General features: G+C 42.4%; 19 protein-coding genes. 5 read left to right on the top strand and 14 right to left on the bottom strand.

Going from position 1 to position 25,263, the window contains the following annotated elements:
• Positions 1-38: 38 nt before the first annotated feature.
• The 10 genes from ACSSWA_RS14375 to ACSSWA_RS14330 all read right to left on the bottom strand — a co-directional run bounded on the left by ACSSWA_RS14375 (position 39) and on the right by ACSSWA_RS14330 (position 11,839).
• Complete coding sequence (locus ACSSWA_RS14375; protein ID WP_437357248.1) at positions 39-3,665, bottom strand: glycoside hydrolase family 2 TIM barrel-domain containing protein; 3,627 nt, start codon at positions 3,663-3,665, stop codon at positions 39-41.
• A gap of 117 nt (positions 3,666-3,782) precedes the next feature.
• The gene (locus tag ACSSWA_RS14370) at positions 3,783-4,943 is read right to left on the bottom strand and encodes an SIR2 family protein (RefSeq protein WP_437357246.1); all 1,161 of its coding nucleotides are present in this window, start codon (positions 4,941-4,943) and stop codon (positions 3,783-3,785) included.
• Positions 4,937-5,920 carry an aldo/keto reductase gene (locus ACSSWA_RS14365; RefSeq protein ID WP_437357245.1) on the bottom strand — a complete coding sequence of 328 codons (984 nt, stop codon included), beginning with the start codon at positions 5,918-5,920 and terminating at the stop codon, positions 4,937-4,939. The genes ACSSWA_RS14370 and ACSSWA_RS14365 overlap by 7 nt, the downstream gene beginning before the upstream one ends.
• A 17-nt stretch (positions 5,921-5,937) precedes the next feature.
• Positions 5,938-6,678, bottom strand: a complete 741-nt coding sequence (locus ACSSWA_RS14360) for an SDR family NAD(P)-dependent oxidoreductase (protein ID WP_437357244.1) — start codon at positions 6,676-6,678, stop codon at positions 5,938-5,940.
• Positions 6,679-6,752: 74 nt separating this feature from the next.
• Complete coding sequence (locus ACSSWA_RS14355) at positions 6,753-8,963, bottom strand: TonB-dependent receptor (protein ID WP_437357243.1); 2,211 nt, start codon at positions 8,961-8,963, stop codon at positions 6,753-6,755.
• Complete coding sequence (locus ACSSWA_RS14350) at positions 8,956-9,705, bottom strand: tetratricopeptide repeat protein (RefSeq protein WP_437357242.1); 750 nt, start codon at positions 9,703-9,705, stop codon at positions 8,956-8,958. Before ACSSWA_RS14350 ends, ACSSWA_RS14355 begins: the two co-directional genes overlap by 8 nt.
• A 52-nt stretch (positions 9,706-9,757) precedes the next feature.
• A complete protein-coding gene (locus tag ACSSWA_RS14345) occupies positions 9,758-10,072 on the bottom strand; it encodes a winged helix-turn-helix domain-containing protein (RefSeq protein WP_437357241.1) in 315 nt (104 codons plus the stop codon).
• Positions 10,062-10,664 carry a hypothetical protein gene (locus ACSSWA_RS14340; RefSeq protein WP_437357240.1) on the bottom strand — a complete coding sequence of 201 codons (603 nt, stop codon included), beginning with the start codon at positions 10,662-10,664 and terminating at the stop codon, positions 10,062-10,064. Before ACSSWA_RS14340 ends, ACSSWA_RS14345 begins: the two co-directional genes overlap by 11 nt.
• 86 nt (positions 10,665-10,750) lie before the next feature.
• Positions 10,751-11,383, bottom strand: coding sequence for a hypothetical protein (locus ACSSWA_RS14335; protein WP_437357239.1), 633 nt, complete (start codon positions 11,381-11,383; stop codon positions 10,751-10,753).
• A gap of 9 nt (positions 11,384-11,392) precedes the next feature.
• On the bottom strand, positions 11,393-11,839 hold the full coding sequence (locus ACSSWA_RS14330) for a hypothetical protein (RefSeq protein ID WP_437357238.1): 447 nt from the start codon (positions 11,837-11,839) through the stop codon (positions 11,393-11,395).
• A 77-nt stretch (positions 11,840-11,916) separates the two neighbouring features.
• Between ACSSWA_RS14330 and ACSSWA_RS14325 the strand changes: the two genes are divergently transcribed.
• Together ACSSWA_RS14325 and ACSSWA_RS14320 are read left to right on the top strand one after the other, a co-directional pair.
• Positions 11,917-12,519 (top strand): TetR family transcriptional regulator C-terminal domain-containing protein, encoded by a 603-nt coding sequence (locus tag ACSSWA_RS14325; protein ID WP_437357237.1) that lies wholly within the window; start codon positions 11,917-11,919, stop codon positions 12,517-12,519.
• 29 nt (positions 12,520-12,548) lie between these two features.
• Entirely contained in the window at positions 12,549-13,241 is a 693-nt protein-coding gene (locus ACSSWA_RS14320; RefSeq protein ID WP_437357236.1) for a DUF2461 domain-containing protein, read from the top strand.
• A 5-nt stretch (positions 13,242-13,246) separates the two neighbouring features.
• Here the strand turns inward: ACSSWA_RS14320 and ACSSWA_RS14315 are convergent, their stop codons facing one another.
• The 4 genes from ACSSWA_RS14315 to clpB form a co-directional block, all read right to left on the bottom strand.
• A complete protein-coding gene (locus tag ACSSWA_RS14315; RefSeq protein ID WP_437357235.1) occupies positions 13,247-14,344 on the bottom strand; it encodes a PepSY-associated TM helix domain-containing protein in 1,098 nt (365 codons plus the stop codon).
• 70 nt (positions 14,345-14,414) lie between these two features.
• Entirely contained in the window at positions 14,415-15,659 is a 1,245-nt protein-coding gene (locus tag ACSSWA_RS14310) for a DUF4374 domain-containing protein (RefSeq protein WP_437357234.1), read from the bottom strand.
• Between the two features lie 13 nt (positions 15,660-15,672).
• On the bottom strand, positions 15,673-18,027 hold the full coding sequence (locus ACSSWA_RS14305) for a TonB-dependent receptor (RefSeq protein ID WP_437357233.1): 2,355 nt from the start codon (positions 18,025-18,027) through the stop codon (positions 15,673-15,675).
• A 152-nt stretch (positions 18,028-18,179) separates the two neighbouring features.
• The gene (clpB, locus tag ACSSWA_RS14300) at positions 18,180-20,798 is read right to left on the bottom strand and encodes an ATP-dependent chaperone ClpB (protein WP_437357232.1); all 2,619 of its coding nucleotides are present in this window, start codon (positions 20,796-20,798) and stop codon (positions 18,180-18,182) included.
• A gap of 198 nt (positions 20,799-20,996) precedes the next feature.
• On the opposite strand from clpB, the gene mnmE reads away from it, so the two are divergent.
• The 3 genes from mnmE to rsmG all read left to right on the top strand — a co-directional run bounded on the left by mnmE (position 20,997) and on the right by rsmG (position 25,021).
• A complete protein-coding gene (gene mnmE / locus ACSSWA_RS14295; protein ID WP_437357231.1) occupies positions 20,997-22,364 on the top strand; it encodes a tRNA uridine-5-carboxymethylaminomethyl(34) synthesis GTPase MnmE in 1,368 nt (455 codons plus the stop codon).
• A gap of 78 nt (positions 22,365-22,442) precedes the next feature.
• Positions 22,443-24,326 (top strand): tRNA uridine-5-carboxymethylaminomethyl(34) synthesis enzyme MnmG, encoded by a 1,884-nt coding sequence (gene mnmG / locus ACSSWA_RS14290; protein WP_437357230.1) that lies wholly within the window; start codon positions 22,443-22,445, stop codon positions 24,324-24,326.
• Positions 24,327-24,340: 14 nt separating this feature from the next.
• Positions 24,341-25,021 (top strand): 16S rRNA (guanine(527)-N(7))-methyltransferase RsmG, encoded by a 681-nt coding sequence (gene rsmG / locus ACSSWA_RS14285; protein WP_437357229.1) that lies wholly within the window; start codon positions 24,341-24,343, stop codon positions 25,019-25,021.
• Positions 25,022-25,263 lie beyond the last annotated feature (242 nt).

The raw sequence follows: 25,263 nt of genomic DNA, 5'->3' as shown, positions 1-25,263 counted from the left end.
AACGGCTTGGCTCCTTTCTTTTTTCTTTAACTTATCAACTAACGTATCTCAATTAAAAGTTTGCCTTCGTATTCTTCGGGATATATCCTGTAGCGCGGCATTACCGGATTGGGGGTGTCGCCGACGGAAACAGGTTTGTAATCGATTCTAACTCGATAATTGTCGCCCTTTTTGAGTTGATACAGATATTCCGCCCGGTCCAGATTGGCGTAAGGCGCTACCGAAAAGCCAATCGGCGTAACAGATGTAACTTTGACGGCGGCGCTGCCGGACGTTAACTCGAACCATTTGACATCGGAAAAATTGCCGTATTCCTGCGGTTCCAAATAAGGTTGTTCTATTTCGGAAACTTGCAGCTTATGGATGCCCAAACGCTGCCCGGTTTTTCTGTCGCCGTAATTTTCATGAGGACCTCTGCCGTAAAAAGTTAATTGTTCGAAATTTTTCGGAACCTCGAATTTGATTCCCGCTGCAGGCAGCCACGATACGTCGAATCTTCCCAGCGGCGTCAATTTATGCTCAATTAATAACTTCCCGCTGCCGTAAACAGTGTATTTAAAATTATTTTCAACTAAATCGTAACTGTATGAAAAGCGAGTGTAAGTTATGGCTTCGACTGTAACGGCGGTTTCGTCTTTAGCTGCTTTTACATTAATCTTTTCTGGACGATTTGTAAATTCATTCAGACCCATCCGATACCAGTCTTCCGCTTCGGCTTTTCCCCAAAACGATTTTTCGTTGGATATCGGAGCCCGCCAGATATTAAAGCCCAATCCCGCAACAACAACGTCATTGTCATTCTTAACTTCTAAATTGCCCGAAGATTTGTCAAAAACAAACTGTTTTCCGTCTGCATTTATAATAATTTTTTCTTTTTCTTCTTTATAGTTTACTTTTCCTGCGGAAGAAGCTCCCAAATATTTTTCAATATTAATCTCTTTTTCATTCAGGATGAATTGTTCGAAAGCGACCTCGAAACCTTTGTCGGCATAAAAAGCGTTTTCTTTCAAACGGCACGAAAATTCCAATATGTAATCGGCTTCGGAATCAATTTTTCCAATAGGCGCTTCGAATACCTTCTCCTTTTGCGGAGGAACATCCAGATTCAGTTTTCCGCTTCCTATGACTTTATTATCCTTATATAAAATCCATTCCGTATCGAATTCGTTAAGATTTGTAAAGCCGTATTTGTTAACCGCGCGGAATATTCCTTTTTGCGCGTCAACTGCATAAAAGCGGATCGGAGACATGCTTTTCTTTGCCTGCCATAGTTCCGGCTGAGGTTTTCTGTCGGCTGTAATCATACCGTTTATGCAGAAAGGACTTATTCCAAATGTCAGATATTCTTCGCCGCCGTCGATTATTTCGTCGAATTTTAACCACAGCAGAGATTTTCCTTTCGAAGATATCTTTACTTCGTCGTAGACATAATTCGAAATCCATCCCAGATGCTGATCGGTATGCTTAAATGCGTCCCTTCCGATATTTACGGGATAATGTTTGCTTCTTATTTCCGCTTTATAATTTTTTTCGGCAACCGGCTTATCGTCGATATACAACTTCATCGACGAACCGTCGTAAGAAGCTTTTACATTATGCCATTTATTATACCAATCCGAAGGAGTTTTTGCTTTCAATAAATTCTTATAGTCATTAATATAAAACGCAATTGTGTCGGCGTTTAATTGAGTCAAACCGTATTGCATCGCTTTGGTAACAAAAGGATTTTCCGAATAAAAACGACGGGGCATCAAAGTAACTTCTATCTCAAGGTCATTGCCTTTCAAATCGAGAATCGGGTCGTCGTAAACTTCTACCCAGTCGTCGAGACCGCTAAGCGCGAGAGCTTTGTCGTTTTTACCTTCAACCAATTCCGGTCTTCCCATTATACCGCACTGAATATCGTTGCCGGAATAATCTTTTACGAATTGCGATTTAACGAACAAGCCCTGGTCGATCCAATCCCATACGAATCCGCCCTGCAAAGACGGAATTTCATAAATTGTTTCCCAAAACTCGTCATAATTGCCCAAACTGTTTCCCATGGCGTGGGCATATTCGCCCATAACAACCGGCTTGTCGCTTCTTTTTCCGATAATCCTCAAGCCTGCGGGAGTAGGGTAACGAGGCCCGATAATATCGACATAAGGAGCTTCGCCGTCAGGCCAGTTCGATTGATGCATTAAAAATCGAGACGGGTCATACTTTTTAATGTATTCTGCCATTGCATAATGAGGTTTATCTAGTCCGCACTCGTTTCCCGTGCTCCAGATAACGACGCTCGGATGGTTTTTGTCGCGTTGTACCATCGCAATAAATCTGTCCATAAATGCGTCGAAATAATCTTCCCGAGACGGAAAGACGTATTCGGTATAATGACATTCGGCGTTTACTTCGTCCATCAATAAAATTCCGTATTCGTCGCACAGGTCGTACCAATCGGGCGAGTTGGGATAATGGCTCGTTCGCACGGCATTGAAATTAAAGCGCTTCAGTAGTTTTATTTCTTCAATCATATTTTGGCGGGGTACTGCGCGTCCTTTATACGGATCGTGTTCGTGCCTGTTAGTCCCACGGAAATAGACCGGCATACCATTTAATAGCGCGATGCCGTTCTTAATTTCGAGTTTTCTGAATCCTATTCTTTTACTTGTAATTTCAACGGGATTCCCCTCCGCATCGAGCAATTCAACAATCAATGTATAAAGATAGGGATGTTCGTCCGACCACTTATGCGGATTTTTTACTTTTGTTTCCAACGAAATGTTAAGCCCGGAATCAATGGTATATTTTTCTGACGTATTTTTAGTTACGACATTTTTGTCGCTGTCGTATAACGAATAACGAACCGAAAAAACTTTTTGAGAACCAGTATAGTTTTTAACCAATAAATCCAAGTTAAGCGCGGCGTCTTTGTATTCTTCGTCCAGATCTGTTTTAATAAAGATATCGCGGATATTAATTTTGGGTTTGGCATAAATAAATACGTCTCTGTAAATGCCGGAGAAACGGAACATATCCTGGTCTTCCAGATACGAGCCGTCGCACCATCTTAACACTTTAACTGCGAGGATGTTTTTGCCATCGGATACTTTGTCAGTGATATCGAATTCAGCGGGAGTCATACCGTCTTCGTGGTAGCCGAGATACGTATCGTTGAGCCAGAAGAAAGCCGCCGATTTAACGCCTTCGAAACGCAAGTACAATTTTTTATTACTAAGCCATTCCTTTGTCAATTCGAAGCTTCGTTTATAAAGACCTGTCGGATTAATGCTGTCGGGCACATTGGGCGGGTCATACGGTTCGAATTCCATTGGTACGTTACGATACATCAGATAACCGAAACCTTCGGTCTGCCAGTTCGAGGGCACGTTGATGTCGTTCCAATCCGAACAATTAAATTCTCTTTTATAAAAATCATTCGGCGAAGCCTGCGGATTAACGAACCATTTGAATTTCCAATTGCCGTTAAGGCTCAGAACAAGATTCGAATTTTCTTTATAGTAGCCGAGGGCGGATTCGACATTATCAAAAGGGATAACCAATGCGGCATGAGGTTCGGTATTTTCGCTGAAACGCCGCGGATTTTCGATATAATCGTTAATGGAAATTTGAGCCCGGAGAGTAAGAAGGGGTAATAAAAAGAGAATAAGAAACCTGTTCATAAAAATCCTCATTAAAGTTATAAAGTAAATAAAATCAAAGAGGGGAAGAATTCTCAATTGCAAACGTTTGCAATCTACGCCTTTCAAATTTTTTTGTCAAGTTAATTTTTTGACTACTCAATCTTTTTGCGACTTAAATCCGGAAAAATCTCCCTCTTCTATCAATTCCTCGAACGTCATATTCATAAAATCCACCCGCTCCGCCAGCGACCGGTAATTCAATTCCAGGGATTCCTTTTTTTTCGGATTAATTACTATCAATTCGGCGCCCGGTCTGATGTTTTTTTTGAGCAGCGCTTTTATGTGCAGATCGCTCTCCGAAAGCGAATATCCGATAAACACTATCTTTTTAGCCGCCCGTATCTCTTTGGACGCCTCAACCAATAATTGAGAAATCACGGGATGATGCAACGATTTCAAATAAGAAGGAGGCATTATCAACGTTTCGAAATCGGTTCCGTCTATCGGACAACGATATTCGTATTCCACTCTGTCGGGATGAGTATAACCCAAAAATTTTCCCCTGTTTAAATCGATTTTTCGATCCCACGTAGTCAACAGCGTCTGATTGCAACAACTGCAGTACTTCCAGTTGAGACTTCCGTGCAGCTTTATGATTTTAAATGCTTTCGGCTCAATCGATTCGTCCAGCAGAAGCGGCTCTCTCGGATTTATCCAGTAATGATATTCTTTTAATTGCGGAATCTTTTCGTAATTCATGAAATGCATGCAATAGTCGAGATAGAAATTTTTATCGAAAAACGATTCGTTATCGCCGTTGGTCTCGAATGCCTGCTCGAGCAGAGTGTCGTAATTTAATGTGATTATGGAAGAATTCGGCGCTTTGCCGATTATGTTTTTCCAGAAAAGATGATAATAGTGACTTTTCTTGTCCGTATTCAGATTAACTATGTAATGAATTAGCTTTATAAGATATTCGCGGATTTCCCGTATGCGCGCCACATTGTATTTGCTGTTTAAACTCTCGTTATGTTGAATAAAATAATCGATGAATCCGAAGACGGCTTCGAGCCTGGGATAAAGATTCAATTCTCTGTCGAACTTGAAATTTTCTTCGATGAATTCGATTACAACTTTTCCGATGGTCGAATTCCGTATTTCTTCGAGCGAGGGATTTAAAATTTGAGGCAGCAGTTCCTTTTGAAGAGGCACGCCGTCCGGATTTGAAGCCCCAGCTCCCAGAACAAAAACCACATCCCTTTCGGGCGGATATTTTATAAATTTTTCAACCAGCATGTTATCCTTTTTGACTACCATCGATGGTGCACATAATTGTAAATATACTTTTCGTAAATCTCTTTTACTTTCGACATAATTTCATCCGGAAGGGGTGGAAAATCTCCCGCCGAAAAATTGTCTTGGGCTTGTTTCTCATTTTTAGCTCCCGGTATGGCGCAAGTAACAGTGTCGTTCATCAAAATCCACCTTAAAGCAAATTGAGCCATCGTCATTCCCGAAGGACAAATCGACTTCAATTCTTCGACGGCTTTCAAACCGACTTCGTAATCGATGCCGGCGAAAGTTTCTCCTTTGTCGAAAGATTCGCCGTGACGGTTGAAAGCTCTGTGGTCGTCGGGCTCGAATTTCGTATCCGGCTTCATTTTACCGGTTAAAAGTCCGGATGCAAGAGGCACGCGGGCGAGTATTCCGACTTTCTTTTTTTTAGCCAGTTCGAAAAACAACTCCGCCGGTCGCTGTCTGAACATATTATAAATTATCTGAACTGACTGAACGTTCGGATATTCGATTGCTTTAATTCCTTCTTCTACCTTTTCAACGCTTACTCCGTAATACTTAATTTTCCCTTCCTTAACAAGATCGTCGAGTATATCGAAAACTTCCGGCATATAATAAACCTGAGTAGGCGGACAGTGAAGCTGTAACAAATCGATCGAATCGGTATCAAGATTTTTAAGACTTCTCTCCACGAACGAAGTCAAATTTTGCCGGTTGTAGCCTTCGGCTGTATGCGGATCGAGCCGTCTGCCGGCTTTTGTTGCTATATGAATTTTGTCTTTGTATTCCTTTCTCAGTTTGGCGAGCAGGCGTTCGCTGCGTCCGTCGCCATAGACGTCGGCGGTATCAAAAAAATTCACGCCCATTTCGACGGCTTTATGAAGCGCTTTTATCGAATCCTTGTCGTCGACTTTTCCCCACGAACCGCCGATAGCCCACGCGCCGAAACTAACTTCGGATACTTTCCATCCTGTTCGTCCGAGTTCTCTGTAATTCATACTTCCCTCGTTATTTATCATGTTTTAATTTTTGCCGCTAAAAATTCATATACACCCGACGGCAACATTCCCACAAACTTAGACATCAATACCGTCGGCAATGGAAATTGAATAATTCTTTTCTCTTTTTCAATTCCTTTTACTATAATTTTCGCCGCTTTTTCGGGTTTCATAAGAAACGGCATCTTAAATTCGTTCTTGTCGGTCATCGGAGTTCTAACGAAGCCGGGTTTAATGGTAATCACTTTAACGCTGTAAGGCTTCAATTCGACTCTCAAACCTTCTAGCATAATTGTGGCTGCGGCTTTACTGGCGCAGTAGAAACCGCTTCCGGAAAATCCGCGATTGTCCGCAAGACTCGACACTCCCGCTATTACTCCCTCTCTTCTTTTCAAAAAATCTGGCAGTAACTTTTCAATCCAATAGACCATACCGAGCTGATTAACCGAGAATGTTTCTTCCGCAAATTGCGAGTTATAATTTTCGACGTTCATTCTGTGCCCGACGCCCGAATTTAAAATAGCGATATCGATTTTTCCGAATTTTTCGATTGCGGCATTATACGCCGCGTTCACTTCTTCTTTTTTTGTAACGTCGCATTTTAATTTAAGAATCTTTTCGCCGCTTAAATCGAGTCGATCGATATTTCTGGAGCAGAGAACGAGTCTGCAATTTTTGAGCGACAGACTTTCAGCCAGAGCTTTGCCAATGCCGCTCGAAGCGCCGGTAATCAATACGGTTTTGTTCTCGAATGTCATTCCGATTTTTTTATCGAAAGATAAGAATTTAGAGGGATATTCTTCGGCGCATACAGAAAATAAATTTTGAGAGATCAGATTTGCAGCATAAAACCGAATACGAGCATGCGTCTTCCGAAATAACTTTCGATTTCTTTTTTTTGTCCGTAATCGAACGTGTAACTGTAACCGAATAAGTTTTTGAAGCCGAATATATTCAACGCTTCCGCATAAACGACAAGATAATACTTACTAAAGAGCATATTGTAATAAGTCAATCTTAGATCGATTCGTTTATAGTCGGGAAAGCGGACTGAATTATCGTCTCCGTAAACCGGTTCGTAGATGTCGTATTTTTCCTTATAGACCGCTCCCACAACGGGAGTGTATGGTCTGCCGGTAGCGTATCTGCAGGTAAATCCCAATTGAAAATAATCCGAAAGAGTAAATTTCATAACCAGATTCAAATTGTGAGTAATATCGTACGAACTGAGCGTTAAATTCTCGAAATCGATCCATTTTCTTTTTGTGTCGATATAACTGTACGAAATCCAGCCTGTAATTCCGTACGGAAAAATCCCTTTATATATAAAATCGATTCCTTTTGCAAAACCGTATCCGGAATTGTCATAATTAGCAAAATTGTTTTCAGCCGGAAGGTCGTCGTAATCTTTGTAATAAAATTCAAGACGGAGCGAGTTATGATCGTCAGGAGTAAATTCATACGAGAAAATATAATGCTCCGCGCTCATCGGATTCAAGCCGGGATTTCCGTCGTTGGGATTCAGCAGACGCGGGTCGGGCATTTGTCTGAACATTCCCGCACCCAATCGAAATGTAGATTTTTCAGACGGTCTGTAGCTGAATGAAATTCTCGGATCCGCCCATTCCGCATTTAATTGAATAATTCTATCGTATCGGATACCTGCGGCAGTCGAAAAATTTTTTATACCGAATAAGTCTGCGTATTGAAGTTCGGCATACAATCCAGCCCTGTCGCCGTTAATGTTAGCGTCAATATTTGTGTATTCCGCGTCCGGTCTGATATCGTAATCGTAATACGGAACTTTACCGAGATAGTTGATTTTTCTCGATTCGAATTCGATGCCGCCAAGCAATTTAACGTTTCCCGCTATCTGATATTCCGCATCGCTCCTGAAGGAAATCACATTTTCAGTTTTTGTAACGTCGAGCGCGCCGATTCTCCATAAATTGTTAAACCTGTTATACCCGACGGCGGTTTTGATAAGAAAATTTTTGAAGACAGGATTAATCGATTGCAAATTGACAAGGTAATTAGAAGAGTTTCCGTTAAAGACGCCGTTGTACTCGGCTCTTTCCACATTAACGCCCTGTTTGTCGTCCGCCGCCATAATAAAGAGTTTAAGTCTCGAAGCCCCGGCATATTTTATAATTGCTCCCGCAGTTAAATTTCCGGATACGGGAGCGACAGTCATTCTTTCGCTTCCTCCGTTTAGCCAGAAAATCGGTTCCGTATAACTCTTCGAAAAATCGGCGTAAATTCCGACCGACTCGCTTTCCGGCATATAGCCGAACGAAATGTCCAGACTTGCAAGAGACAGCCCGAAGCTTCCGCCGTTATTAACCGGAAGGTCTCTTGTTTCGATATCGAGCACGCCCGAGAGTACGTTCCCGTATTTGGCGGAAAATCCTCCGCTAGAAAAATAAACCGATTTGATTGCGCTCTGTTTCAAATTCGAAAAGAGTCCTCCGTAAGAGGACTCCAGCGTATACGGATGATAAACCGGGGTTTGATTTATCATTGTAACGGTTTCCAGCGGGTCGCCTCCCCTTACATAAAGTTCGGCGCTTTCGGAAACATGAGTGATGCCGGGCATCGTTTTGAGCGACTGATATAAATCCGCGGCTCCGCCGGGCGTGGTAAGAACGTCCATTCTGTTTATTACCAATCCCTTCTCCTTTTCGGAGCCGTAAGAACTTGCCGATATAACGGTTTCTTTCAGTTCGACTTCTTTTTCTTTTAATACAATATTCAGTTCTATTTGCCCGCTTCCGTTCAATTCGATTTCTTTTATAAATTTTTCGTATCCGATAATACTTGCGCTCAAAATTATCCTGCCTTTCATTGACGTAGTAAATTCAAAGTAGCCCGACTCGTTTGTCATCGCGCCTTCGAAAGCGCCTTCTATAAATACGTTCACATACGGAATCGGTTTGCCGTCCGTGCCTCTGACATAGCCTTTAATTGTCGAATTGTTCTGCGCAACCATAATATTCCAAGCTATAAGGAGACACATTAATGTCTTCAAAAAAAGATTATTCATTCTTGCTTTCCTTATATTTTTTTTCCGCTTCCGGCAGGAGGACATGTTTCACCCAGCCGTATTCAGGTTCGGCGTTCAAAGCCCGTCTGTATGTAAAAAGAGCGGATTGATAGTCGCCCAATTCAACGTATGTCCTGCCGAGCCAGGCGAGCGATTCGGCGTATCCCCATGCGGGACGTTCGCCGTTGTTTTCGAAAAGAAGAACAGCCCTGCTGAAATTCTTAAGAGCTTCTTCGTAGCTGCCGCCGAACATTTCAGGCGTATTGAATTTCATCATTCCCCTTATTACGTACGAATACGGATTAGCGGAGTCGATCGATTGAGCTTCGTCGAGAAGTTGATGAATTTTGGACGACAGAGTAACGGCGCTTATCGGATTCGTTGCAATTTTCATCATATAAACGGCAGCCTGCAATACAAGTCCGTCGGCTTTAAACCCGTCAATATCGATCAACCGTTCCGCTTCTCTCAAAGCGTTTTCGTAAATTTGATCGAAAGCTTCCTTGTCGCCCATATTCATTTCGAGCAATTTGTAACCGAGAAGCGCGTTATAATATGAGGCAATGTTATTCTGACCGGAATAGGAAACTTCGCTAAATTCGGCGCGGAGTTTTTCGAGTTCCGTCGAGTCGTATTTCAAATACGCGCCTTTTGCAAGACCGATCAGACTGTCGACGCGCTCAACTTGAGAATACAATACAGACGATACAACCAAAACGAACAGACAAATTAATGATTTCATTTTTCCTCCTCAAAGTACTTTAAAAAATAAAGTAATTAAACAAAAAAATTTCTTACTTCTTTCCTATTATTTTTTCAAGTTGTTCGATATAGGCTTCGAAAGCTTTTTTTCCTTTGGCGGTCAATTTATACGTTGTTTTCGGCTTCCTGTCGATAAATTCCTTTTTCGAACTAATATAACCCGAGTCTTCGAGTTTGCGCAAGTGAACGCTGAGATTGCCGTCGGTGGCTTTTACTTTTTCTTTGAGAAAATTGAATTCCGCTTCTTCCAGACCGATCAAAACCGACATGATGGCAAGCCGTATTCTCGAATGGATAACTTCATCGAGCTTTTGATAATTAAAATCGTTTCCGGATTTATCGGTCAATTCTGTTCTCCATCTCCTTTTTGTATTTTTTGTAAATCACAATTCCGGGGACGGTTTGAAACGCCAGCATCATTAAAGCCATTAAGAGAAATTGCATTTCCGAGCGAACAAAGAAAAGTATAAGAGCGCCGCACCACCAGCCTACAGATACGTTGGTCAACCATTTGCTCTCGAGAATTTTTCCCGTAACCATATATCCGATGCCCATTATTACCGATAAAAGCGGATTGATGGACGGCGGTGTAATGCTGCCGGAAAGAGTGCCGACAAATCCGATTAAAGTCATACTGATTCCCGCGGCGAGCCAAACCGAAGAAATCAATTTTCCCGCATATGTCATCGGAGAATTTTTCTCCGTTTTTCTTTTATTATAAAATGAGTAGAGCCAGCCGACCGGAATCAATACGACCCAGATATAGAAATAGTTAAAATGAAGACGAAGTTTAATCGGGATATACATAGCAAGCATACCGACAATAACAAGAATTCCCCAGAAGATATAATCCTTGCCGTTATGAACCACTTCCCGTTTTGTTTCTTCAATAACTTTTCTGATAAACTTAAGATCCTCCAACGCCCTGTTGCCGTCCACGCTTCCTCCTATTGCAAAGCACTTTGTTTTATAAAGTAAAAATAACGGAATTATTACTTCTTGTCAAGCAAATTATTTCGGAATTTCTAATTATCCGTTTTATATTCCGAATAGAGCACAAAGAGAAAATTAACGGCGACGGTGTAGGCAATTATAAATACGATTCCGGCAATAACTTCCACCTGAAAGCCCGGGCGAAAAACAACCCCTTCTTTCAAAAAAAGGTAATAATGATAAATGCTTCTCACATTAATAATTACCAGCAGCAGAACGGGCAGCAATACGAGATTAACGGCTCTTCTCAAGCGCTTTCTTCCGCTCGTTATTCTTCTGAAAAACAGGAAGAAGAAAACTATTGCCAGGGAATTGAGCAATCGCAGTATCTCGGCTGCTATTCTGAATTCGCGAAGGCAATCGGGGAACAACTCTTCGAGTATCCTCAACAGTATCAAAGAAGCGATAAAAATACTCACCAGCCTTAGAGAAAGCTTTGCGCCGGCAGACAATCTTTTTTCGTTGATTAAAAGCGCCGTAGCAATATAAACAATCGACAAGTTCGAAATCGCCCAGAGAACAGACGTTGTAAACCGTACCGATGCGTCGTAGCCGAGCGTCGGCTGTATCGTATAAATTAATTTATGCACGGACAAATAGGCAATTCCGGCTACAGCCGTAAGAGAAGCTGCGGGTATATTAAATATTGTTTCTTTTTTTATCATAAACCGGATTTAATTGTAACTGTATTTAATCATTAACACTCTCAGCAATTCGCGGTTAAGTTCGAGAATTTTCAGTATGTGGACTTCCTCGCCCTTATCATTGTAAATAAAAATCAATCTTTCGGCGCCGTTGAATTTCCATGTGCCGTTCTCGAAATAGTGACGGTCGGCGGGATCCAAAACCAGCCATCTGCACGTGCCGTCGTCGTTGAAAACAATTGTTCTGCGAAACCTTGAAACCGGAAATTCTTTGTATCCTTCCGGACGGAATATATCCGTACTGTCGGTCTTCTCCTCGTACGAATCGTACCACGTATTGAATAACAAGCCGATTTCTATTGCTTCGCTCTTCGTCGGCGCTTCGTTACATGCCGTCATTAACGTCAGAATTATTAATACGGCATATTTGATATGTCGGGTATAAAATCCCATAAAAAGACTTTTAATGCGATTCAAAATAAAAACCCGTCCCGTGAAAAGCAAAGAAGAAAAATTATCTTGACACTTATAGACGACCGGTCTATTTTAAATTTATGAATTCCACAAAAACCAAAATACTTCAAAGCGCCGCGTTTCTGATACGAAAAAATGGATTCAATCATACCGGCATTAAGGAAATTCTTGATACGGCAGGCGTACCGAAAGGCTCGTTTTATTATTACTTCAAAAGCAAGGAAGAACTTGGAATCGAATTAATCGATTTTTATCTCGAGTTTTTCCGTTCCAAGATAGAAGAAATAACGTCCGGCAAATCGAAGTCGGGAATCAAAAGAATAAAAAAACTCATAGCCGTCTTCAACGATATTTTCGAATCCGAGAATTATTCGGGAGGCTGTCCGCTCTGCAATCTTGCCCAGGAGATGGGAGACCTGAATGAAAAATTCAGACAAAAAGTATCCCGGGCTTTTGAAGAAATTGAATCGTTCGTCAAAGCTTGTCTCGACGACGCCATTGCCGCCGGCGAAATCGATATTTCCGTGAACACAAAAAAGACCGCGCAATTAATAGTTAACAGCTGGGAAGGCGCCATTATGAGAATGAAACTTGAAAAATCGCTGGCGCCCGTTAAATTGATGGAAAAAACTATCATAGATAGATTGATTTTGAAAAAACCGGCAAAGAAAAATCAGTTATAAAATAAATATTCCGGAAGGAGCGTTCTGTTATGACAGATATGAATTACATGAGCAAATTTCCCGCGGCGCCGCTAAGCTTTTTGAAAAAACTTAAAAAGAACAACAACCGAAATTGGTTCGAAGAACATCGCCGCGAATACGAAGAAGACTTCCTCAAACCGGCTCAGGCTTTTGTCGAAATCATGGCAATGCATTTAATCGAAATCAAACCCGCCTTCCAGGCAATTCCCAAAATCGACAAGTCGATTTTCAGACTCCATCGCGACGTTCGATTCAGTAAGGACAAAAAACCGTACAAAACCAATCTGGGCATCCTTTTCTGGGAAGGAAAGGGTAAGAAAATGGAGTCGAGCGGACTCTATTTTCATGTCGATCCCGAATCATTCTTCATTGCGGCGGGAATGTACGAGTTTACCAAAGAACAATTAAAAAAATACCGGGAGACCGTGGCGACTGAAGCCTACGCCGAAGAATTAAACCGGTTACTTAAGAAGATCGAAAAGAAAGGATATACAATCGGAGGCAAAAGTTACAAGCAGATTCCGAGAGGATTCGACAAAGATTATAAATATTCGGAATTGTTGCTCTACGGCAGTCTTTACGCATACGACGAAAAAGAAGTGTCTTTTTTGGAAGACAAAGATCCGGTAAAACTCAGCATTCGCACTCTGAAAGATTTACTGCCGCTGCACAATTGGCTGGCGGAAAATATTTGCGGGTGACCGTTCTATTTTTTTCTTTTACCAAACCATAACAAAAATCCGGTTACGGGAAGAGAAGCGCTGAAAAGACTTACAAAGAATGCAACGGTTTTGCCGGCTATTCCTCCGATTGCGCCTACGTGAACGTCATAGTTCATTCTAATAATAGAGTCGGCAAAATCCGCATCTTCTTCTCTGCCGTATAAACCCGGGGTGTTTATTTCTTCCAGAGTATATTGATCGAAAAAAAGATAGTCGGCGTTGTAGTAAACCCCTTTCTTTTTATATACTTCTGCGTATATAGATGCAGAATCGGAATGCGGAAAATGGATTTCGTATCCGTCAGCATCAGGATAACTGCTCTTCAATATAGGAAGCAGCTCGTCAATACGAGTTTGCATTTCTTCGTTTTTTCCAATCGAGACATTGTTCGGTATAATGAAACGCGGGTCTTTTTCTCCGCCGGCTCCTTTATAAACTATATAGTAAAACCAATCGTAAGCCATTACTGCGCCCGTAAAAGCGATAATGAAAGCAAGAAAGAAAATATAAAAGCCGATAATTGAATGAAGGTCGTAATTCTTTCTTTTCCACCTTGTATTAATATTCCAATTGAACCACAATCGTCTTTTTTTATTTTTTCCTTTAGTCCACAGATAAAATCCGCTGATTAACGCAATCATAAAAAGGAGGACGGATACTTTGACTATCTCCGAGCCGATTTCTTCCGGTAGCCACAAACTAAGGTGCCCTTCAAGCAAAAAAGCAAAAAAACCTTCCAGATGATTTTCGCTTTTGAGTATATTGCCGCTGTACGGATCCAGATATACGCTGCTGTAAAATTCAGGCTCCGGCTCATAAAAAATCACTTCAAGAGGTTCGTTGGCTTTGCCGTAGTAAATGCCGTGAATCGATTTTCCGGGAAAAACTTTCGAGGCAATTTCTTTTGCGGCGCTCGGAGTCAATGGCTGCTGGTTTCTAACGGGTACGATGAGCTCCCCGTATATCAGATTATTTATTTCTTCATTAAAGACCCAGAGACTCCCGGTTAAAGAAACAATCAGAACAACGACGCCCGTCAACAGTCCTATAATTTCGTGTATTTTTAGGATAATTTTTTTCATTCCGCCCCTTTCAAAAAATTGCGGGGACTGCGCCAAATCGGTTTTTGTGCAGTCCCGCATTTATATTCAACTACATTCTAAAAAAGCCTTTAATGGTTTTGCCGTTTATTTTAGCTCCTCTTACCGCCGAAGAGGATTCGATGTCAATTTGATAGACGTAAGCGTCGCCTGCAGTTTCAACGCTTACATAAACCTTTCCGTCTTCCACAAGCAGCGGAGACGAGGTATATCTTTTCGCATGGAGCGGAATATTTGCCACGTCTGTTACGGTCTGATTAACAAGGTCGAGAATGACAAGTTTTTGGTTGAAAACGGTTCTGCCGAAGGCGGTCCACAGTCCGCCGTTGTCGTCCGTTAGAATCCTGGCAAGCGCTTTATTATTTCCCAGATAGTCAAACCAGAAGATTTTTCCTCCCGTAATACTTTCTACATTAAAGAAATAATTCGGGTCAAAGTCGGTGCTGCCCGCTTTGATTCTTAAAATGCCCGAAGGTTTTGACGACGCCGGCGAAAAGCCCGCCATCGAGGCTCCGCACGAAAACGAATAGAGATCGCCGTTTTCGGTTTGAATCAATCCGGTTGCCGCGCCGTTAACGCCGATGTTCGACGTGCGCGGATCGGAAATTATTTTCTCCGGCACAGCTCCGACGTCGGGGTACGAATAAACTGCAATAAATGCGCTGTCGGGACTCGGAGTGGTAAACCATCCTTTGGCGTCGAGTTTATGAAAGGGTATAAAAAGTTTGTCCCCTCTCACCTGCAAAGCCGTAGGCCAGGCGACTAACGAGTCTTCCTGAGATTCGAAAATCCGGGTACCTACTATTTTGCTTACCAGCGCACTATTCACGTCCACAAAATAGAGCCTTCTGTTTGCAAATCCGGCGCGCGGTATTTCCATTGCAAGCATTGTTTGATTGTCGTCCGAATTGCCGAACATTTCAAGCGAATTCTCAAATATGAACTCGCCCTTTTTAATAATATTGCCGTTTTGATCTTTTACGTAAGCGGCGCACTGATTGTCTTCACTGTATCCCGATGCAAAAAGAGTATTGCCTACTTTATGAAAAAATCTCCACCCGGTCAGTTCTATTCCCTGTCCGACGGCGGAAATTTCACCCTCCATTATGTTTTCCTGTGTTATCAGATATTCTGTTTCGTCGCCGCCTGTGGTTTTAAACGCCATTGTAATTCCCTTTGTAACTTCCGGCTCTACGGGGTCGGTAGTTCCGGACTCCCCGCACGATACGACGATTAACGCAGAAAACATAATTGATAAAATTAATTTGAGTTTGTTTTTGAAAACAATATTAGACATGTTATACCTCGCATTATTTATAAAAATATCTGAGTTTTATATTGAATGCCCTTCCGGGTTTTTGTATCATAAAATTATCGTACGCCAGCTTGTCGAAGATATTGGCAATCGAAAATGTAACATTGTACCTGCCTTCATTCATACTGATTTCGACATGAATATCCTGAATGAGCTGAGAAGGAATAACATTCTTTCCTCTCGCATCGCCTAAATTTTCCCACGTCAGAAAAAATTGGTGCACATAACGCAATGAATAATGGAGGTTTATTTTTCTAGGAGATGATTTCCGGCTCAAACTAATTCCCAGCGAGTTGTTGAAAAAGAAATACGGCACGTTCGGAATACGGCTTTTATAGTTAGTATTCGGCAAGCCTTCGTCGAATTCGGTATCGTCCAACAAATTTTGATATGTAATATTGGAGTTTAACGATACGAAATCATCGTAATTTAAATAAAACGCTCCTTCAATTCCGTCGGTTTTTACGTTCCTTAGATTTTCATATTCCCCGAAGGGTCCCAACGGATTAAACCGTATAAAATCTTTCGATAAACGATAAAAATAATTTACTCCGGCTTTAAACTCCCATAGCCCCGACTCGAACCGGTAGTCGACCCCAAGATTAAGATTATAGCTTCGTTCGGGACTTAAATTCGGATTAGGCAAAACATAAATGCCGTCGCCCAATATTTCGTAACTTTCCGGTATCCTATAGGCTTTCTCAAAAGAATTCTTGATAAGTAAATTTTCGAACGGGCTGTATGACAGGGCAAAACCGTAACCCGAGCGAAACAGTTCCGGTTCGGTTATTATTTCCGTATCGTCATAATCGATAGTAATTATTTTTGCGCGGTACAGATAACTCTTGGCAAAGAGATTGAACTCAAAGCGGTCGTTATATTTGAATGTGTAATCTGCTCCCGCAAGAATCTTGTTGATATAATTGGGAGATTCGAACGAGCGATTAAATTCGTCGACTTTGTCCTTTCCCTTTCTAACGACATAATTCTGGACTAAATTAATTCCAAGAGAATGGAAATGAGAAAATTTATAAATCGCTCCGATATTATTGGAAATAATAAAATCGGAAAATTCGAATAAAGATTTACGTTCGAAGAGCTCTCCTTTCGGGTCGCCCTCGTCGCGTTTAATCGACTCACCCGCCCAATTAAATTTGAAATGAGACGTATCAACAACGCTTTCGCTGACTATACCCGCCGCCGAATATGCTTTGAGTTCAAGGTTGTCAAATTGATTCAAATAATTGACGCCTGCAATTGCAGTTTGATTTGTCGTATGAAATCTACCGAATACTCTGTAAATATTATTATCCGGGTGCTGATAATCTTTATTATTGCCCGCCACTATTATTCTCAACGAAATTTTATCGGCATACTTTCTTTCGAACAAGCCCGCTTCGGCGTTAATCATCATTGAACTATAACTGTCGTGGAAGCGCCTGATATCGATATTCTTAATAAAATTGCCGAGCTTTAGGTCGTAAACCGGCGCGTTTTTCATAATGAAGTCATTGTCCGAATAATTCCAGAACAAAGAAGCTTTGAGAAAATATTTCTTTGTATTGTCGGCATACTGACTGTTCAAAGAAAAACGGTGAGTGTTAAAAGAACCGAGAGAATAAGATGCATCCAGGTAAGAAGTTTTCCAGTAGCCTGTAACAATATTGACCGCGCCTCCGAGCGCGTCGGCGCCGAGAGATATGGGGACGACTCCTTTGTAAATTTCTATCTTCTCGATCAAATTAACGGGGAAGTTATTCAAAGCGAGAGCGGAACCGAAATTCTCCAGAGGTATGCCGTCGATAAAATATCTGATTTGATTTCCCGAAAGTCCGTTCATACTCAAATTAAAGCCGGAACCCAAGCCCCCGCTTTCACGCAAATGAATTCCCGGAGCCGAACTTAGCAGACGGTTTCCGTCAACGGGTAAATTTTTCTTTTCTCTGCTTTCCAGAACTGAAACAGAAAATCCTCTTTCTCTCAAGAGCTGCGCTTCCGACTTGCCTTCAACCAGGACGCTTCCGAGTTCTACCGCTTTTTCCGTCATTTCGAAGTTAAGATTCAGAGTGTCTCCCTCCGAAATTAAAATTTCTTTAGTGATAGTAAGGAATCCGATTCCGGAGACATTTATAATGTTTTTTCCCGAAGGCACGTTTGAAATTTTGTAGGCGCCGTCGGCATTCGTAGCCGCCCCGACCCCGCTGCTTTTAATAAATACATTGATACCCGGCAGAGGCTCTCCGTTTACATCGGTTATTCTTCCGAAAATTACGGCTGAGCCTTTTTGTGCATAAATAGCGCTATAAGAACATAATACCAGAATAAAAAAGAGGAATTTATATTTGATCATAATTTTAATTTAGACTTAGTCAAAATAATGATTGCAAATATAAGTTCTCTGTCTCTTATTTACAAGATTTTATAAATTCTGTGTGAAAAAAAGGGGATGTCGACTAAGTCAGCATCCCCGAAGATATGCTTATACTCTTTTTTAAAGTAAATTTACTTCTTCGAAAAGCTGAGACGACCTCCGCCGTCGTATCGCACAACGATCGTATCGCCGCTTTCGAAATTATTCATTAATAATTCGCTTGCCAGCGGATTTACCAGATATCTCTGAATAGTCCGTTTCAACGGTCTCGCGCCGTATGTTACGTCGTATCCGTGACTTACCAGGAAATCTTTCGCTTCTTCTTCCACTTCCAGAGTCAATCCTTTTTCGGCTAACATTTTGCCTACGCGCTGCAATTGAATATCCACAATCTGGTTGATTTCGGATTTCAGCAACGGTTTGAAAAGAACCACTTCGTCGATCCGGTTCAAAAATTCGGGACGAATAGCCTTACGCAACAGCTCTGTCAAAGAAATGCGCAATTCGCCCATAATGTTTTCGAAATTATCCTCGTTAATCTCGCTCAGTTTTTCCTGAATTAGATGCGAACCGAGATTAGACGTCATTATAATAATCGTATTTTTGAAGTCGACGGTTCTGCCTTTGTTGTCGGTCAAACGCCCGTCGTCGAGCACCTGCAGCAAAATATTGAAAACGTCCGAATGAGCTTTTTCAATTTCGTCGAGCAGAACCACAGAGTATGGTCTTCTTCTGACGGCTTCTGTCAATTGTCCGCCTTCTTCGTAGCCGACATATCCCGGAGGAGCTCCGATAAGTCTGGAGACCGAATGTTTCTCCATATATTCGCTCATGTCGATACGAATCATGGCGTGCTCGTCGTTGAAAAGGAACTCAGCCAGAGCTCGCGCCAGCTCGGTTTTACCGACGCCCGTAGTGCCGATAAAGATAAACGATCCGATCGGTCGATTAGGATCCTGCAGACCCGCTCTCGACCTTCTGATTGCATTAGCAACAGCGGCGACGGCGTCGTCCTGCCCGACTACGCGTTTATGTAATTCTTCTTCGAGCCGGAGCAGTTTCGAACGCTCGCTTTCGAGCATTCTGCTGACTGGAATTCCAGTCCATTTAGCTACGATTTCGGCAACGTCCTCGGCGTCAACCTCCTCTTTCAGCATTTTCATATCTTTCTGTATTTTGGCGAGCTCTTCGGTCTCTTTCTTAAGCTGTCTTTCGAGTTCGTTAATAACGCCGTATCTGATTTCGGCTACTTTACCGAGGTCTCCTTCGCGTTCGTACCTTTCCGCGTCTGCTTTGGCTTTTTCTATATCGCTCTTCATAGCGCGGATTTTCTGGATCTTTTCTTTTTCGAGAATCCAGTGGCTTTTCAGCCTGTCGCGCTCGGCAATCAATTCATTCAATTCTTTTTGAAGTTCTTCCAGACGCGAGGCGGAGTCCGGGTCTTTTTCGCGCTTCAACGCTTCGCGTTCTATCTCGAGTTGTTTTATTTTTCTTTCTAAGGCGTCCAATTCTTCAGGCATCGAATCGATTTCGATACGGAGTTTCGACGCAGCTTCGTCGATCAGGTCGATTGCCTTATCCGGCAGGAACCTGTCGGTAATATACCGATTGGAAAGTTGAACGGCGGCTACAATAGCGCCGTCGGTTATACGAACGCCGTGATGAACTTCGTAACGTTCTTTCAAGCCTCTGAGAATCGAAATGGCGTCTTCCTCGCTCGGTTCCGAAACAAACACAGGCAGGAATCGTCTTTCGAGCGCGGCGTCCTTTTCGATATATTTTCTGTACTCGTCGAGAGTCGTTGCACCTATTGCATGAAGCTCTCCTCTTGCCAGAGCGGGCTTCAATATGTTTGCCGCATCCATTGCTCCTTCGGTTCTGCCGGCGCCTACCAGTTGATGTATTTCGTCGATAAAGAGTATAATTTCGCCGTTTGAATTCTGCACTTCCTTAACTACTGCTTTCAGGCGTTCTTCGAACTGACCTCTGTATTGAGCGCCCGCAACCAGCGCGCCCATATCGAGCGCGACAATTCTTTTCGAGCGGAGAGTTTCGGGCACGTCGCCGGAAACTATTCTGTGCGCAATTCCTTCGGCTATGGCGGTTTTACCCACTCCGGGTTCCCCGATTAAAACGGGATTATTTTTCGTGCGGCGCGAGAGCACCTGCAGCACTCTGCGAATCTCTTCGTCCCTTCCGATTACGGGATCGAGTTTATTTGTGCGCGCCAGCTCGTTCAAATCGCGCCCGTATTTCTTTAAAGCCTGATAAGTGTCTTCCGGATTTTGAGACGTTACTCTTTGATTTCCCCTTATCTCTTTTAATGCGGCAAGTATAACGTTCTTGTTTACTCCGTTTTCATTGAGCAGTTTTCCGACCGCTCCTTTGTCGTCGCTCAGCGCAATTAATATGTGTTCGTTGGACACATATTCGTCTTTTAAACTTTTTGCTTCTTCAACCGCCCGGTCGAATACTTTTGCCGTGTTCATCGACAATTGCTGATTGCCCAAACCCGCGCCGGTAACTTTCGGCAGCCGTTCGAGCAGTTCCGCAGTCTTTATCTTCAGCTTGTCGATACTGCCTCCGGCTTTCTGTATAATCGAAGACGCTACTCCCGAGCCGTCCTGCAATATCGCTGCAAGTATATGCTCGGGCTCGACTATCTGATTGTTGTAATTTTGCGCAATCTCAATCGAGTTCTGTATTGTCTCCTGAGCCTTTATTGTAAATTTGTTAAAGTTGTATGCCATTTTTTCATCCTAATTTTTTTTGCCCTTATAAAAAGTATAAGAATAAAAAGTTTCTAAAACAAAAAAAAATATTACTAATTAGTATAATATTAATTAGTAACAAACAGAATTTGCATTATATATAGCAGCCGGATTCAAAATAGACTATCGAAAGTGATATAATTATTATAATTTTGCAATATTTATTTTTTTAAAAATATGACACACACAATATCAACAAACGAAGATACAATTACGGCAATTGCCACGCCGCCGGGCTCGGGGGCAATAACGGTAATCAGAGTAAGCGGGCCGGATACTTTTTCGAAAGTCGATTTGATTTTCAGAGGAAAGAAAAGAATTTCCGAGTGCAAAACGCATACAATCCATTACGGAACGATCGTCGCTGCCGACGGCGAAGTGATTGACGACGTATTGGTGTCGGTCTTCAGATCGCCTAACTCATACACGGGCGAGGATTCGGTCGAAATAAGCATACACGGAAGTCAATTGATTGCAGAAAAGATTATCGGTTTGCTCGTCGAAAACGGAATCAAAATTGCCGAGCCGGGCGAATTTACAAAGCGCGCTTTTTTAAATGGCAGACTCGACTTAGCTCAAGCCGAAGCGGTTGCCGACATTATAAATTCGCGTTCCGACGCCTCGCTCAGAGGCGCGCGAAATCAGTTAGACGGACTGCTTTCACAAAAAATCGACGCATTGAGAAATAAGCTGATCAACACCTCCTCGCTTATCGAACTCGAACTCGACTTTGCAGAGGAAGACATAGAACTGCTGCCGTTAACAAAAATAATTTCCAATATCGAAGAAATCGAAGAAGAGATCGATGAATTTCTAAAATCATTTCGGTTCGGAAGAGTAATACGCGACGGAATAAATGTAGCGCTTGTAGGCAAACCGAACGTAGGGAAGTCTTCGCTTCTCAATTATTTATTGAAGGAAGCCCGAGCAATCGTAAGCGAAATTCCCGGCACTACTCGCGACATTATCCGGGAAGAAGTTACAATCGAAGGCATCCTTTTCAAATTATACGACACGGCGGGAATCCGGCTTACCGAAGACGTTATCGAAAAAGAAGGAGTCGAAAGGAGCCGCAAAGCCGTCAGCGAAGCAGACGTAGTCCTTTTTCTCAACGATTCTACCCACGGCTTCGACATCGACATATACGACGAACTTCTCAAACTTCAGAAAGAAGAACGCATCTTAAAAGTGGCAAACAAGATAGATTTGAAACCCGGGCTCGACGAAAGCTTTGACGTGGGCATCTCAGCAAAAACCGGGGAAGGAATCGAGGAGTTGTTTAAAAAATTAAAAGAAAAAGCGCTCGGAAGCGGAACTTATACCGAGAAATCCGCGGTTGTAACAAATTTACGCCATTACAATGCATTGAAAAAAGCAAAAGAACATCTTACCGGAGCCAAGAATTCGATCAACGAAGGACTGACCGGCGAATTCGTGGCGGTCGACCTGAGAAACGCCGAAAATTCACTCGGGGAAATTATCGGAAAAGTAACAACGGACGATATTCTCAACAATATATTTGCAAAATTTTGTATCGGGAAGTGAAGTTTCACGTGAAACCTCTCGTTCGTAAAAACTGATTTTAACTCGCCGTCGTTTCACGTGAAACGGAAAGGAAGCATTATGAAAAGTTATGATTTAATAGTAGTTGGCGGAGGACACGCCGGAATCGAAGGTGCCGTAGCAGCCGCCAAAATGGGCTGTTCCGTAGCCGTAATCACAATGGATAAAAACGGCTTTGGCAGGATGTCGTGTAATCCCGCTATAGGAGGCAGCGCAAAAGGACACCTCGTACACGAAATCGACGCCCTCGGCGGCGTTATGGGCTTGATTGCAGACCGCACCGGAATTCAATTCAGAACATTGAATAAATCGAAAGGTCCGGCCGTCTGGGCTGGACGAAGCCAGAACGACAGGGAACTCTATTCTGCCGAAGCTTCCCGCGTCGTTCAAACGACTCCCAACATCGAAATTATCGAAGATTCCGTAACAGAGGCTTTTGAAGAGAACAAAAAAATAAAGGGCGTTAAAACAGCCAAAGGGGTCGAATACGGATGCAAAGCTTTGATTGTCTGTTCCGGCACGTTTTTGAACGGATTGATGTATACGGGACTTAACGCATTCAAAGGCGGAAGATACGGCGAACCGCCCGCAGTCGGTTTAACCGAGTCGCTTGTAAAAATGGGATTCGAAGCGGGACGACTTAAAACCGGCACTCCTCCCCGCCTCAAAAAAGATTCGATAAACTGGGATATTCTGCAGGAACAGCCCGGCGACAATCCGCCACAGCCTTTTTCGCTCAGAACTCCACCCGACGAGTTTCCGTATCAACCTCAATTGAGCTGCTACATAACTTACACCGATACTGAAGTTCATAAAATTCTGGAAAAAGGTTTTGAACGCTCCCCCCTTTTTACGGGCATTATAAAAGGTCGCGGACCCCGTTACTGCCCTTCTATCGAAGACAAGATTTACCGCTTTTCCGACAAAGACAGACATCAACTTTTTCTGGAACCCGAAGGCTTGGATTCCGACCTGATTTATATCAACGGCTTTTCGACTTCGCTGCCGGAAGAAATTCAACTCGAAGCGCTCCGGAAAATAAAAGGACTCGAAGAAGTCGAAATGGTTCGTCCGGGCTACGCAGTTGAATACGACTTCTTTCCTCCCTATCAGGTCGATTTGACGCTTGAAACCAAATTGATCGAAGGACTCTATTTTGCAGGACAAATCAACGGAACTTCAGGTTACGAAGAAGCTGCGGCTCAGGGACTCGTCGCGGGTATAAATGCCGCTCTGAAAATTCAGGGCAGACCGGAATTCGTACTTAAAAGAAGCGAAGCATACATCGGCGTTTTGATTGACGATCTTGTGGACAAATCGACAGACGAACCTTACCGGATGTTTACTTCGAGAGCCGAACACCGGCTTGTGCTGCGCCAGGACAATGCAGACCGTCGTCTATTGAAATACGGATATCAATTCGGCTTGATACCCGACGAGCTTTACAATGATTTGCAACAACGCGAAATATTAATTACAAAATCAAAAGACTTTCTTTTGAATACAAAAGTTCATCCCAACGAAATCAATCCTCTCTTGGAGAATATCGGCTCCTCTCCGCTCAACAACTCTGAACAAATTGCAAAAGTCCTGAAGCGACCGGAAGTAAAAATCGACGAATTGTTGAGCCGTCTTTCTTTAAATCACGGCGAGAACAAATTGCTCAAAGAGCTGATGAACGACCCGAAAGCTCTGCTACAGGTTGAAATTGAAATTAAATACGAAGGCTACATTCAACGCCAATTCGAATTGATCGAAAAGATGGAAAAGATGGAAGACCTGCTTATTCCTTCTAATTTTAATTATAATAATTTAAAAGCAATTTCCGCCGAAGGTCGCGAAAAACTGAGCAGGGTTCGCCCCCGTTCTATCGGTCAGGCGTCTCGCATTTCGGGCGTTTCGCCTTCGGATATTTCAGTTTTATTAGTATATTTGAAGGGCTAAATTTTGAGGTGTTTTTGGATTTATTTGAACAATACCTGAAAGAACTGAAAACCTTCTACTGGGAAAACAATATAGTTCCCGACGAATATCAACTCGAAAGGCTTGCTCGCTTTGCCGAACTGGTCGTAGAAAAAAATTCGAAAGTAAATCTAATCTCCAGAAAAGACACTGATAACATAATCGAGAATCATGTATTTATTTCCTCTTTTATTTCCGAATTCATACCTAAAAAAGTAACAAGATTTATCGATATCGGAACGGGCGGCGGATTTCCGGGAATACCGCTCGCAATAACGCGTCCGCTTCTCAAAGGCGTGCTTGTCGATTCCACGGCAAAAAAGATCGACGCCGTAAAAGAGTTTATCGACAAACTCAAACTCACTAATTTAACAGCCGAAAATTCACGCGTCGAAAACGAAGAGTTTATACAAAAATACGCCGACAGTTTCGACATGGTCGTAAGCCGGGCTACCGTGCCGTTGATAATATTGATTCGCTACGCGCTTCCGTTGATTAAAGAAAAAGCGTATCTGGTTTCGCTTAAAGGCGGAGACTTGTCAGACGAACTTAAAACCGCCGCTACAAAATATAAAGCATATATTAAGAAAGACACCATCTTCGAACTGGCATACAAACCGACCAACTGCCGCAACGAAAAAGGAAAGAAACTTATCATTCTCGAAATCTCCAAGTAACATACAGGCAGTCATTCACGTGTAAACGAAAAGCGCTCAAGAAATAAATAGCGAACCGACAACCTGTATTTATGAAGAAGGAAATTTTCAAAGAATCTTTAAGATGTCATTCCCCCGCAAACTCGTTTCGTCGTTTTGGATGTATATTCAAACTTAGTTGAAAATAAAAAAAGAAGAGACTCCAAATAATTTGTAATATTGTTTAAGCAAATAACAAAAAAAAATTAAAAGGAGTCTCTGAA

It is taken from the genome of Melioribacter sp. Ez-97 (genome assembly GCF_051488665.1).
Lineage (GTDB): Bacteria > Bacteroidota > Ignavibacteria > Ignavibacteriales > Melioribacteraceae > Melioribacter.
The sequence above is the reverse complement of the archived record's forward strand: the minus strand, read 5'-3'. Positions and strand labels throughout refer to the sequence as shown.

Coding starts and splice junctions, on each gene's coding strand:
- mnmG (WP_437357230.1), top strand. CDS start 22,443: ATGAAAAGTTATGATTTAATAGTAGTTGGCGGAGGACACGCCGGAATC.
- ACSSWA_RS14310 (WP_437357234.1), bottom strand. CDS start 15,659: ATGTCTAATATTGTTTTCAAAAACAAACTCAAATTAATTTTATCAATT.
- ACSSWA_RS14360 (WP_437357244.1), bottom strand. CDS start 6,678: ATGACATTCGAGAACAAAACCGTATTGATTACCGGCGCTTCGAGCGGC.
- ACSSWA_RS14305 (WP_437357233.1), bottom strand. CDS start 18,027: ATGATCAAATATAAATTCCTCTTTTTTATTCTGGTATTATGTTCTTAT.
- ACSSWA_RS14320 (WP_437357236.1), top strand. CDS start 12,549: ATGACAGATATGAATTACATGAGCAAATTTCCCGCGGCGCCGCTAAGC.
- clpB (WP_437357232.1), bottom strand. CDS start 20,798: ATGGCATACAACTTTAACAAATTTACAATAAAGGCTCAGGAGACAATA.
- ACSSWA_RS14375 (WP_437357248.1), bottom strand. CDS start 3,665: ATGAACAGGTTTCTTATTCTCTTTTTATTACCCCTTCTTACTCTCCGG.
- mnmE (WP_437357231.1), top strand. CDS start 20,997: ATGACACACACAATATCAACAAACGAAGATACAATTACGGCAATTGCC.
- ACSSWA_RS14325 (WP_437357237.1), top strand. CDS start 11,917: ATGAATTCCACAAAAACCAAAATACTTCAAAGCGCCGCGTTTCTGATA.
- ACSSWA_RS14350 (WP_437357242.1), bottom strand. CDS start 9,705: ATGAAATCATTAATTTGTCTGTTCGTTTTGGTTGTATCGTCTGTATTG.
- ACSSWA_RS14355 (WP_437357243.1), bottom strand. CDS start 8,963: ATGAATAATCTTTTTTTGAAGACATTAATGTGTCTCCTTATAGCTTGG.
- ACSSWA_RS14370 (WP_437357246.1), bottom strand. CDS start 4,943: ATGGTAGTCAAAAAGGATAACATGCTGGTTGAAAAATTTATAAAATAT.
- ACSSWA_RS14315 (WP_437357235.1), bottom strand. CDS start 14,344: ATGAAAAAAATTATCCTAAAAATACACGAAATTATAGGACTGTTGACG.
- ACSSWA_RS14335 (WP_437357239.1), bottom strand. CDS start 11,383: ATGATAAAAAAAGAAACAATATTTAATATACCCGCAGCTTCTCTTACG.
- ACSSWA_RS14365 (WP_437357245.1), bottom strand. CDS start 5,920: ATGAATTACAGAGAACTCGGACGAACAGGATGGAAAGTATCCGAAGTT.